We start from the raw sequence: 11,953 nt of genomic DNA, 5'->3' as shown, positions 1-11,953 counted from the left end.
AAAAAAAAAAACCCCGCCCCAAAATCTAACACACAAAATTAGTTGTTTCAGTCTAGTAGAATTTTAATGCACCTTAGACTTAAAATCAGCAATATAGTAGATGATTTTGAGGTAATATTTAAAATAGCTTTTGCTACTTTCTCAGATATTGTTTAGTTTAAATAAATATTCTTAAAAATAAGTAGGCATAATTATGGAAACCATAGATATTAAGCAAGCCCTCTCACAAATTGAACGATTATTAGAAACGGTTGCTCAAGGAGAAATAATTATTATTACGAAAAACCACCAACCAATGGTCAAATTAACCTCAGCTCAAGCTCAACCACAAACTAAACGACCTCCTTTATTTGGTAGCGATCGAGATCTGATTTATATAAGTGATGATTTTGATGAACCTCTAACAGATTTCAAAGAATATATTTCATTAATTGATAATTGATAATGGATAATTGATAATTACCTCTCGTTAAAACCAAGATGATTGAAGATCAGGAAATATCATTTCTTTATTTTCCTCTTAAAAGGGGAGGCTTTAAACCATAATTATTTAATAATTGGGTAATGGGACTATTACTAGATACTCATAGCCTAATTTGGTTCTTTGCTGATAGCTCAAATTTAAGTGATACTGGATGTAATTTGATGGAAAACCCAATAAATCAAAAACTAATTAGTTTAGCTAGTGTTTGGGAGATGGCTATTAAACAAAGTAAGGGGAAACTAACTTTACCTTTGTCTTTAGAGCCTTATATTGAAGCAAAAACTCAATTAGAATATTTTACAATTTTGCCTATTAATTTAAAGCATTTATCGTTAGTTAGTAACTTACCTTTTCACCATAATGACCCTTTTAATCGATTATTAATTGCTCAAGCTATGATCGAAAAAATACCTATCTTAAGTCGAGATTCTATTTTTGACAAATACAATATTAATCGGATTTGGAATTGATTTCCTTAAGTATTTTCTATTTTGGCAGCTTTCTAACGAGCTGTCACCGTGAAATATTGAGTAATTAATAACTATCTAACTAAGCTAAGAATTAAACTACACCCCTGACTCCAAATATTTATCCATATTAATCTGTACATCCGTGGCAAAATCTTTGTGTGATATCCCTCCTAAAAATCCTCCTCTAAAGTTTCAATTAATAAATTCATTTGTTGTTGACCTTGAGTGAGAAAAGCTTCACATTTTTGTAAATCTTCCACAGCAAGAGAAAACTTTTCAAATATCTCCTCTAATGTTAATTCCCCTGATTCAATTTCAGCAATAATCTCTTCAATATTAACGATAGTTTCCTCATAATCAAATTCCATTTTTTTACTCCATATTCTCAGATTCTAAAATATCCACAATTTTAACTTTTACCTTACCACTATTTAACTGGATTATCAATTCTTGGTTGCTTGTTAAATCCGACGTTGAATTTACTAACTTACCATCATTTTTTTGTACAACTGCATAACCTCTAGATAAAACTGCTTTCGGGTCAAGTGCTGCTAACTTTTGCCTTAACATCTGACATTTAACAGTTGCTTTGTCTAAAGTTCGGGAAGTTTGAGGAATATTTTTTAGACGATTTTTCAGAGACTTTAAATTTGCCTTTTCTTCATTAAACCTAGTTTTCAAAGCATCAATAATTCTTTCAACTCTTTGACAATGTTCGGCATAAAGTTGATTTTGGTCTGGCACAACTTTTTCTGCTGCTGCGGTGGGAGTATGAGCAGAATAATCTGCCACTAAATCTGCTAAAGTTTCATCTCTTTGATGACCGATACCCGTAATAATTGGAATTTTACAATCAGCAATAACTCTGACAACTCTTTCATCATTAAAACAGGATAAATCTTCCACTGCTCCACCGCCTCTAGCTAAAATTATTACTTCGGCGCGTCGGTCTAATTCTACTTTTTTTATGGCTTCAACTATGGCAGGAGGAGCAAATTCTCCCTGTACTAATGTTGGGGATAATAATATTTTTACCAGAGGAAACCGTTGTTTAATTGTGCGTTGAATATCTCCCCATGCAGCAGCAGTATCCGAGGTAACAACGGCAATTGTTTTGGGAAATTTGGGGAGATTCTGCTTATTTTCTTTGTCAAATAAACCTTCTGCTTCTAAACGGGAACGCAGTTGTAAATAGCGGAGATTTTTTATTCCCTCTCCGGCAAGATATACATTATCAACTATTAATTTATAGTCGCCTCTAGGAGGATAGAGACTAATTCTACCAGTAACAATTATTTGTTCTCCTTTTTCAGGTTGATGGTCAATATTTTTTAGGGTACTTCTCCAAATAGCACAGGGAATAGTGGCAGAGTTATCTGGTTCGGAAAGTGTGAAATATAAGTTTCCTGAATTTAGTTTGGCGCTAGAGACTTCTCCGATAACTGATATTTGTTGAAGTTGGTAATCTTCTTCTAAAATGTCTTTGATATAAAAGGTAATTCCTGCTACTGAGAGGGGAGATTCTTCTATGAATTGTTCCGGAATATTTGTCGTCATTGATGATGGTTGAGTTTTTTTGGTTATTGTGGGTAAATTTTACAATAGATGGAAGTTAAAAGTCAAAATATTAAGTAGGGTGTGTGACGGCATTATTAATTATATCTTTGAGAATTTATATTTCTGTGGCCGTCACGCACCGTTAGAATAGAATGGTAAAATAAGCGTAAAAAGAGTAGGTTGGGTTGACGTAGGAAACCCAACAATAAGGCACTGAATTTTCTTTTTTTATCCCCTTGAAAGGGAAGCCTTGAAACCTAATTTTCTAGTCATATTCAAAATTTTATTTCGAGTCCATATAATTTCTCCTTGAGTAATTTTGGGAGTGAGGTCATTTCAGTTATCAGTTATCAGTTATCAGTTACCAGGAGCTGTTGATATCCTCTACCTAAATCTGGATGTTTGTAGGGACGTTGCATGCAACGTCCCTACTATGGTCTACCCAAATGAAAACTGCTGTAAGATTATTATATTATGAATTAATTGGAAATATTAGGAGTCATAAATGACGCTTTAGCTATAACGCTCTCTTTCTATAGATTGATGTTTTATTCATCTATTGGACAATAGTTACAGTAGTTTCCGCACATTATGAAGTACATCTGCGGAGCAAGTGCGGGAACTATATCGCTACTTTCATACAACAAAGCCCTCAAACGTTATAGTTTTGTCTGAGCGATCGCTCTTTGAATGAAAATAATATTGGTTAATTTTTTGGAGTTATAATATAGTAGTTGTTAATAATCTGAGATTTGATATGGATGCTGAGGAACTTTTAAAGCGTTATGCCGCTGGGGAGAGAAAGTTTTGGGATGTAGATTTGAGCGCTGCTGACTTGTGTGGTGCCAACTTGTGTGGTGTCAGCTTGTGTGGTGCCAACTTGTGTAGTGTTGACTTGTGTGGTGCCAACTTGGGTGGTGCTGACTTGCTTTGTGCTAACCTGTGTGGTGCTGACTTGTGTAGTGCTGACTTGTGTAGTGCCAACTTGGGTGGTGCTAAATTGATTAATGCCAACTTGAGTGGTGTTAAGTTAGTCAAGACCATCTTGAGCCTGACAGACTTGAGTGGTGCAAACTTGAGTGATACTGAGTTACTTTTTGCTAATCTGATGCAGGCTAACTTGAGTAGTGGCAACTTAAGTAACGCCAAACTAGCCCACGCTTATTTATATGAGGCAAACCTAACAAAATCAAACCTCCAAAATGCAAATTTATATGCAGGAAACCTAGCTGAAGCTAACCTCAGAGAAGCAGACTTAACTAATGCCGATTTAACTAATGCCAACTTAGGAGGTGCAGACTTAACAAATGCCAGATTAGATAATGCCAAAATAACAGGAACTATCCTCGATTCCTTACCATTAAATAACTGCAGATTTAAAAGTATAAAAATAGACAAAATTATCACATGGGAAAAGCTCAGTTTTCGCTCCAAAACAGAAGTTAAAATAGCAGAAGAACTCGATAAAAGAGGCTTGCTTTTCTTCCCCAATAGTGCCGCCCGTCTCACTACAAAAAAAGGGCGTGAAAATAAAGAACCAGATTNGAACTATCCTCGATTCCTTACCATTAAATAACTGCAGATTTAAAAGTATAAAAATAGACAAAATTATCACATGGGAAAAGCTCAGTTTTCGCTCCAAAACAGAAGTTAAAATAGCAGAAGAACTCGATAAAAGAGGCTTGCTTTTCTTCCCCAATAGTGCCGCCCGTCTCACTACAAAAAAAGGGCGTGAAAATAAAGAACCAGATTTCTTAGTTTGCTACAAAACTACCAAAGGATTTAAGTGGGCAATTCTCGAAGTTGATGGTTTTTATCATACACCCGAAAGACGAGTAGAAGAACAAGAAAGAGAAAGAGATTTTGAGCGGAATGGTGTGAGAATTTATCGGTTTGACTCGGAAAAATGTTATCAAGAACCTCAGACAGTTGTAGATGAATTTTTAGAACTTTTAGAAAATCAAAATTAATATCTAAGTAGATAGGCGCAAATAAACCTCACTATCTAACTAAATGTTAGGGCAGTCGAAAGCCCGGAGATTGCTATCCGTTCCGGAATGCTCCGCAAACCTTCCACTTCGTTCCAGTCGCAATGACATACTTCTAAATTGTTTCACTTACCTACTTATCTAATAACTACTAACTACTAATAGGAAAAAACTAAATTATGTCTAATGTTACAATCAAAGACTTAGAAATACTCAACAAAACCCTTTCTCAAGCAGGTTTAGACTATCAATTAGAACTAGAAAATGGAAAAATATCAGTTATGGGTCCTTCGGATATTGTATCGAGTGAAATTACCGCAGAATTATTGAGACTTTTAGGTAACTGGGTTAAACCTCGTCGTTTAGGACGTTTATTTGATTCTAGTGGTGGTTTTATCCTACCTGATACTAATCTCAAAGCACCCGATGTATCTTTTGTAAGTGCCGAACGTTTACCACGAAGCGTTCGTTATTTTGGGGAAATGGTACCTGATTTNAGTTATGGGTCCTTCGGATATTGTATCGAGTGAAATTACCGCAGAATTATTGAGACTTTTAGGTAACTGGGTTAAACCTCGTCGTTTAGGACGTTTATTTGATTCTAGTGGTGGTTTTATCCTACCTGATACTAATCTCAAAGCACCCGATGTATCTTTTGTAAGTGCCGAACGTTTACCACGAAGCGTTCGTTATTTTGGGGAAATGGTACCTGATTTAGTAGTAGAAATAAAATCTCAAAGCGACAGGATAAAACCTCTACAAAAAAAGCTGGAACAATACATAAAACTAGGAGCAAAAGTAGGAATTTTAATCGATCCAGACAAAGAAATAGTAATGGTTTATCGCCCTACAGGTACAGCAGTTGAACTTACTAATAACGATATATTAACTATTCCCGAATTATTTCCTGGTTGGCAGATATCTATCTCAGAACTTTGGCCGCCAATATTTGATGAAGTTGAGTAACTAGAGTTCGTTGAAAGAGTCTTATAGGTGAGAGTAGGAGTCGTAGGCGCGAATGGCTATTTGCCCCTAGTAAATAGCTTCAATACCATTTTTTAGGTAGGAAATTATCTTTTTTGTCAAAGATACATTTCCTGCAAAATTTTTTAATCACACTTATTATTTGAACACATTCTTATAGCTGAAAATAGTATAAATCGTTAGTCTTGATTAAAAATTATGCTCCCCTCTCCTGCCAGGAGAGGGGTCGGGGGAGAGGTTATACCATCCTGGATAAACCTAATTTTTACCAATACCTAAACTACACCAACCGGAACTTCATCTAACTGTTTCAAGAACTTTTTAATTAACCCACTAACCACTGCCGGAACTTCCAATTGAGGAGTCAAACCCACACCATCTAATGTTTGAAAAATCCGCACAGCTTGAGGATTCAAATCTGCTAAACGTTGACCTATTTCTGGTCCTGTAAATTCAGATTTTTTACCCCAAATAATTGCCGTCGGAATTGTTAATTGACTCATATATAATGATAAGTCAAAACACAAATCTCCCCGCACAAAAGATAAAGCAGCATATTCAGCATTTGGTTGATTTGCTGATTCTAAATATGCCTCCACAATTTCATCAAAAATCAAACTAGGATTACCAAATTGTCTCGTTTCAAGAAAACTTTTAATTCCTCCTGGAGTGGCAACACCAGCACTATAAATAAAACGATCTAGTATTGGTGTACTTACCAGTTGAGCAAAAAAGCTGCGGGTATAATTTTCGCCGAAGTCGGATAAACCTGCGGGAGTTGTCAATATCAGAGACTTAAATAATTCCGGATGAGCGATCGCTACTCTTACCATTATTGCAGCAGTCAAGGAAGAGGCAATAACTCTAGTGGGTGGTTGACAAGTTTGTTCTAAAAATTCGATAATTGTTGTAATGTAGTCATCTACTTTGTAATCTAACGCCTGATGTTCCGATCGCCCCCACCCAATTAAGTCGGGAGCGAGAATGCGGTATTCTGAGGCCAAGGCGGGGTAAACTTTTGACCATTCGTAGGCAGATGAACCTCCACCGAAACCGTGGAAAAATACTAGAGTAGGTAAGTCGTCGGTGTTGTCAGTCTCAGTTTTCCAGGGTGCTTTGTCATTGGTGTAGTAAACCATACGACCTTGGGAAGTGACAATTGATTTTTGCTCAAAACCTACAGGGATAAACATAGTAATTTTAGATTTTAGAATTGATATTAATACAGAAACATCTTCAGTATAGGACCATTTTTGAAGAAGAAATAAGGGATAGTTAGATAAAGACCAAAGTTATAGCACTATGCGCAAATCAAAAGTAATTTCTGACTGATTTTTCAGTGCCCAAATGCTCCAAATTTAGTCCGTGTTGCAAATTTAACTTCTGACTTCTGACTTCTAACTTCTGACTTCATCTATAATCTGTTGGGTTTATCCTCCGGATAAGCTCCGCTTTTTCGTATAGGGAATGCTCCGCTTTCCATGTCGCGCAGCGTTTCATGTCGGCTCTTAGCCGTTAACGGAGTTATGCGCCAGCAAAAACACAAGCTCAACCCAACCTACAGAAGTAAAAATGTTATTAAGATTAGGAGATTTTCAATTTTTTCTAGTTTAAAGTAATTATTATCTATATTATTTATCTGAAACAAATGCAAGTTAAAGAAAATAAGTTTTCTTGGTATGACGTGCCTGAAGATGTCAAAAGTTTATTGATGTTAGCTGTAGAAAATTGGGAGGATACAGAAACCTCAGAAAATTATATTAATCAAGCTTTAGCTAAGACTGATGGAAATCTGGATATTTTGATAGGTGCTTATCGTTATTTTTTCTATAAAAATAATATGAAAATGTCGCTTCAATTGGCACATAAAGTAATGGCTGAAGTGAAAAAAAGAGAAAATTTACCAGAAGATTGGCAGGAAGTAAAAAGTATATTAAGTAGTCGTAAAAATGAGCAACAAATTAATTTATATATTACAGCTTATGCTGCTACTGGATTGATTATAGCAAAGATGGGAGATTTGGCAAAAGCTAAAACAATAAGTGAGGAAGTTCAAGAAATTGATGAGAAAAATGATTTAGCAAAAATTTTGTTTGATGTGATTACTAGACCGCCAGATGAAGATGAAGATTAAGGAAATTTTCTGATGAATATTAAAAGGGAATCCAATCTGTTTGATCTATCCATTCTTCAGCTTCAGAAGTTTCCCAAATCATCCAAACTTCTTCAGCTAATCTGCCTAAAGTTATCTCTGAACGTAACCAAAATAAACTCCAAATATGCCGATCATTTTCCCAATTGAAGTTGTAAATGCCCAGGCATACTTTTACGATTATTTGTTACCGAAAAAAATTCAGGTATAAAACCTCTCCCTTCATGGAGAAAAAAGAAAAAATTTAATCTGAAGCAATTCTCTTCTTTTTAATAAGAGGTAATTATTAATTATTAATTGTTAATTATTAATTATTGAATAGTAGTCTTTGTAATGATTCTAGATAAACTAAAATATCTGGGTCTGGTGTGGCGATGGCCGGGGTATTTGGATCGCCTACTCGCAAAATATCTATGGATGAGTTAATATTTACAGCAGTTTCGGAGGCGCGTGAGGTACAAAGTTTTATCACTTTAGTAAATAGGGAAGAGAGTTTATAGTTTGCAACTGTACCTCACCATCCTAAAAAGTGCTGTAATACAGCTATTTTTAGCTGAGGCGACAAATTTTCATCGAGTAAAAAACGGATTTTCATCTATCTATTTAGTTGTGTTTTCCTCTTTCTGCGCTTTAATTTCTCTAATCCTTTTTACCGCAGGTGAAGGTTCAGAAGCTAACCATTCTTGNAAATAGGGAAGAGAGTTTATAGTTTGCAACTGTACCTCACCATCCTAAAAAGTGCTGTAATACAGCTATTTTTAGCTGAGGCGACAAATTTTCATCGAGTAAAAAACGGATTTTCATCTATCTATTTAGTTGTGTTTTCCTCTTTCTGCGCTTTAATTTCTCTAATCCTTTTTACCGCAGGTGAAGGTTCAGAAGCTAACCATTCTTGATAACGCTGTTCTCGCCATGCAGCTAACCGTGACATATAAGCATCTATTTCATCCCGATTGTGCAGATAATAAGTAATAGTAGCATAAATTTTTTCCAAACTTAAAGTAGGTAATTCAGTCTGAATTTTTTCTGGTGTATATCCTTTCCAATAATAAGCTATGACATCATCAATACCAATACGATGTCCTTTAATTCTAATGTCATCAGGGTTTAAAAATTCAAAATAATCCTCTAATTTCATTGTTTTATCTCCTAATTATTAGAATTTTCTAAAATCAAAATTTTTATGCTTCAATTTGATAATTATAGTAAGCATTCAGCAGTCAGCTATCAGCTATCAGCTTCATTAACTTTAAAAGAGGAAAAAGTAATTCAGAGATTTTAAAGAATTAAAAGTATGGGTAAAAGTCTATCTGTTCACCTTAATAGTCTATCAAGCTACATCGTTAATTAAAAAGCTGTTTGCCTAGCATTCCGCAGGAAGAGCTAAACACTAATAGCTGAATGCTTACTAATTATATCATCTTTAACTAAAAGTTGTTGAGGGTTTGGAAACCAAACCCCTACTAGCTTTAATATGATTACATTGAATTCTGCCTACCTAACTTATACCAATTTACTATTTTGAACCAATAAAATCTTACTTTTGACTTTTGACTTTTGACTTTTGACTTTGAACTTTCTTGCTATCCTATAAAGATGTTACCTAAAATTAACTTCCGACCTTAACTATGACTGAAAAATCTCGGCGCATTTGTATTCTTGGTGGCGGTTTTGGTGGACTTTATACCGCCCTCCGCCTCATCCAGTTTCCCTGGGAATCATCAGAAAAACCAGAAATAGTCCTAATAGACCAACGCGATCGCTTCCTCTTTGCCCCACTATTGTACGAACTTGTCACCGGGGAACTGCAAACCTGGGAAATTGCCCCACCATTTGAAGAATTATTAGCAAACACTGATATTCGTTTTTGTCAAGGCGTAGTTTCTGGAATTGACATCAACCAACAACAAGTGCAACTAGAAAATGGTCAAGCATTCAGTTACGATCGCCTCGTTTTAGCAATGGGAGGCGACACACCTATGGAAATTGTTCCTGGTGCTGCCGAATATGCTATCCCATTCCGCACAGTTAATGATGCTTACCGTCTTCAAGAAAAGTTGCGGGTTTTAGAAGCATCTGACCGGGAGAAAATTCGGATTGCTGTTGTTGGTGGTGGTTATAGTGGAGTAGAATTAGCCTGTAAATTAGCAGACCGTTTACCAGAAAGAGGTAGAATTAGATTGGTCGAACGCAATGACATGATTTTGCGAACATCCCCAGACTTTAACCGCGAAGCTGCTTCTAAAGCATTGTCACAACGAAATATTTGGATCGATCTAGAAACCGAAGTAGAGTCAATAGAAGCTACTCAAATTTCCTTAAAATATAAAGAGCAAGTTGATACTATTCCCGTAGATATTGTTTTGTGGACAGTTGGTAACAAAGTTGCTTCAGTAGTGGAGTCGTTACCATTGACAAAAAATCAGCGGGAACAAATTATTACCAGTGCAACTCTACAAGTGCAAGACGATAACAAAATATTTGCCCTCGGAGATTTAGCAGACTGCCAAGATGCAGACGGGCAAAAAGTTCCCACCACTGCACAAGTAGCAATACAACAATCAGATTATGTCGCCTGGAATATCTGGGCATCCTTGACTGGGCGACCTCTATTGCCATTCCGTTATCTAGCATTAGGTGAAATGATGGCATTAGGACTGGATAATGCTACTCTTACCAGTTTAGGAGTTAAGCTAGATGGTCAGATAGCACATTTGGCAAGACGTTTAGTTTATTTGTATCGGTTGCCAACCTTGGAGCATCAGATTAAAGTGGGTTTCAATTGGATAGTTAATCCTATTCAAGAAATGCTTTCAAGTTTGTAAAGTATCCTATAGTATTTGGGAATAGAAAATCCAAGTATGGAAAAGTTTTTATTTGTAGGACTTGCACAGAAACCGGGTTTATGAACTAAAATTTGCAATATTAAGCGGCTCCGTTGCATAATTAGGGATAGAAAATCAATTCTACAGCTATATCGCTCTCTTTGGCAATTATTGATGTTCTATTCATCTATTGTGCAATAGTTAGGGATGAAAAATTAAAGCTCAAAGCCTTTCCAGGCAAAAGTTTCAGCCTTTTTCTCTCTCAAAATTGATGTTCTATTCATCTATTGTGCAATAGTTAGAGTAGTTTCCGCACGTTATTATTGTACATATCCACTTGCTTGTGCGACAGCTATATACTTTCATGCAACAAAGCCATATTAAGGATTAAATTAGGGCAATAAACCCGGTTTCTTGGTTGAAAATCCAAGTATGCTTCCTTCTTACTTCTTACTTCTTACTTCTTACTTCTTACTTCTTACTTCTTACTTCTTCCTTCTTTCTTCTTCCTTCTTCCTTCTGAAAATATGACCAAAATTATTTTGCTTGATGCTGTCGGTACTTTGTTTGATGTGCGTGGTAGTGTAGGTGAGATTTATCAACAATTCGCTAGTGAGTGGGGAGTAGATATTTCTCCTGTTACTGTAAATAAAGCTTTTTTTGAGAGTTTTAAAGCTGCACCACCGATGGCATTTCCTGGAGCCGAACCTGCCAAAATACCAGACTTGGAATTTGAGTGGTGGTGTGATATCGCTGCTGAAACTTATAAAAAAGTAGGAGTATTAGAGCAGTTTTCTGATTTTAGGAAATTTTTTAGCGAACTCTATGATTATTTTGCTACTGCCGCGCCTTGGTTTGTTTATCCTGATGTAAAACCTGCCTTAACTAAGTGGCGTGACAGTGGAATCAACTTAGCAGTTTTGTCTAATTTTGATTCCCGACTTTATCCAGTTTTATCAGCGTTGAACTTAGTGGACTTTTTTTCTGATATTACTATTTCCACTGAGGTAGGAGCAGCTAAACCAGATCGGAAAATTTTTGCTGCTGCTTTACAAAAATATAATTGTACCATAGAGGAAGTTCTGCATATTGGAGATAGTTTGACTGCTGATTATGAAGGTGCAATTAATGTCGGCATAAAAGCATTTTTGCTCAATAGAAATACTGTTTCACAGCCAGAGGTAAATCAATTTGCTACACTATTAGATTGTTCTAATTGTCATTTTATCTAATTGGACTGAGGGGTTATACCCTCTATAAAGATAGATTTTAAGTAATTTTTGTTATAGATTACTAAAATTCTATAACAAAAATTAAATTGTTATGAAAAAATTAAAAATATGAGTATAATAACATTATGGATGGTAGAAGCCTCCAAAAAGTAGATGTTGACAGTAAGAATCTGCCCTATGTGGAGCAGATTTTTTTTTGTATAAAAATAGTTAGTAAATGTTGAAATAGGGTGGTTTTGGTTTGCCACTTACCAAATTTTT

The 11,953-nt window shown here is 35.6% G+C and carries 12 protein-coding genes and 2 pseudogenes; 9 read left to right on the top strand and 5 right to left on the bottom strand.

The genetic code is table 11. The features are described 5' to 3' along the window. Window positions 1-193: 193 nt before the first annotated feature. Window positions 194-442, top strand: a complete 249-nt coding sequence (locus AFK68_RS27640; protein WP_094676849.1) for a type II toxin-antitoxin system Phd/YefM family antitoxin — start codon at window positions 194-196, stop codon at window positions 440-442. Window positions 443-564: 122 nt separating this feature from the next. Further along, complete coding sequence (locus AFK68_RS27635; RefSeq protein ID WP_094676847.1) at window positions 565-954, top strand: type II toxin-antitoxin system VapC family toxin; 390 nt, start codon at window positions 565-567, stop codon at window positions 952-954. 170 nt (window positions 955-1,124) lie between these two features. Here AFK68_RS27635 and xseB read toward each other — a convergent pair whose 3' ends face one another. Beyond that, a complete protein-coding gene (gene xseB / locus AFK68_RS27630; RefSeq protein WP_094676845.1) occupies window positions 1,125-1,322 on the bottom strand; it encodes an exodeoxyribonuclease VII small subunit in 198 nt (65 codons plus the stop codon). A 4-nt stretch (window positions 1,323-1,326) separates the two neighbouring features. Then, window positions 1,327-2,511, bottom strand: coding sequence for an exodeoxyribonuclease VII large subunit (gene xseA / locus AFK68_RS27625; protein ID WP_094676843.1), 1,185 nt, complete (start codon window positions 2,509-2,511; stop codon window positions 1,327-1,329). A 757-nt stretch (window positions 2,512-3,268) separates the two neighbouring features. Here xseA and AFK68_RS27620 point away from each other — a divergent pair. The 4 genes and pseudogenes from AFK68_RS27620 to AFK68_RS27605 form a co-directional block, all read left to right on the top strand. Then, window positions 3,269-4,055, top strand: a pseudogene (locus tag AFK68_RS27620) (pentapeptide repeat-containing protein); the annotation flags it as partial. A gap of 138 nt (window positions 4,056-4,193) precedes the next feature. After that, window positions 4,194-4,481: a DUF559 domain-containing protein gene (locus AFK68_RS46710; RefSeq protein WP_168186683.1), complete on the top strand. Its 288-nt coding sequence runs from the start codon at window positions 4,194-4,196 to the stop codon at window positions 4,479-4,481. Window positions 4,482-4,678: 197 nt separating this feature from the next. Then, window positions 4,679-4,995: pseudogene (locus AFK68_RS27610) on the top strand (Uma2 family endonuclease); the annotation flags it as partial. Between the two features lies 1 nt (window position 4,996). Continuing rightward, window positions 4,997-5,465 (top strand): Uma2 family endonuclease (locus tag AFK68_RS27605; RefSeq protein ID WP_246844504.1); only part of this gene is annotated, 469 nt, incomplete at its 5' end. 293 nt (window positions 5,466-5,758) lie between these two features. On the opposite strand, the gene AFK68_RS27600 is transcribed toward AFK68_RS27605, so the two are convergent. Next, complete coding sequence (locus AFK68_RS27600) at window positions 5,759-6,676, bottom strand: alpha/beta fold hydrolase (RefSeq protein WP_094676835.1); 918 nt, start codon at window positions 6,674-6,676, stop codon at window positions 5,759-5,761. Window positions 6,677-7,131: 455 nt separating this feature from the next. On the opposite strand from AFK68_RS27600, the gene AFK68_RS27595 reads away from it, so the two are divergent. Next, window positions 7,132-7,617 (top strand): hypothetical protein, encoded by a 486-nt coding sequence (locus AFK68_RS27595; RefSeq protein WP_094676833.1) that lies wholly within the window; start codon window positions 7,132-7,134, stop codon window positions 7,615-7,617. Window positions 7,618-7,942: 325 nt separating this feature from the next. Here AFK68_RS27595 and AFK68_RS37455 read toward each other — a convergent pair whose 3' ends face one another. Continuing rightward, window positions 7,943-8,107, bottom strand: coding sequence for a hypothetical protein (locus AFK68_RS37455; protein WP_168186682.1), 165 nt, complete (start codon window positions 8,105-8,107; stop codon window positions 7,943-7,945). A gap of 336 nt (window positions 8,108-8,443) precedes the next feature. Then, a complete protein-coding gene (locus AFK68_RS27590) occupies window positions 8,444-8,773 on the bottom strand; it encodes a DUF433 domain-containing protein (protein WP_094676831.1) in 330 nt (109 codons plus the stop codon). Between the two features lie 490 nt (window positions 8,774-9,263). Between AFK68_RS27590 and AFK68_RS27585 the strand changes: the two genes are divergently transcribed. After that, complete coding sequence (locus tag AFK68_RS27585) at window positions 9,264-10,460, top strand: NAD(P)/FAD-dependent oxidoreductase (RefSeq protein WP_094676829.1); 1,197 nt, start codon at window positions 9,264-9,266, stop codon at window positions 10,458-10,460. A 527-nt stretch (window positions 10,461-10,987) separates the two neighbouring features. After that, window positions 10,988-11,692 (top strand): HAD-IA family hydrolase, encoded by a 705-nt coding sequence (locus AFK68_RS27580; RefSeq protein WP_094676827.1) that lies wholly within the window; start codon window positions 10,988-10,990, stop codon window positions 11,690-11,692. Window positions 11,693-11,953 lie beyond the last annotated feature (261 nt).

The sequence above is a fragment of the Hydrocoleum sp. CS-953 genome, from assembly GCF_002260545.1.
Taxonomy (GTDB): Bacteria; Cyanobacteriota; Cyanobacteriia; order Cyanobacteriales; family Microcoleaceae; genus Trichodesmium.
The sequence above is the reverse complement of the archived record's forward strand: the minus strand, read 5'-3'. Positions and strand labels throughout refer to the sequence as shown.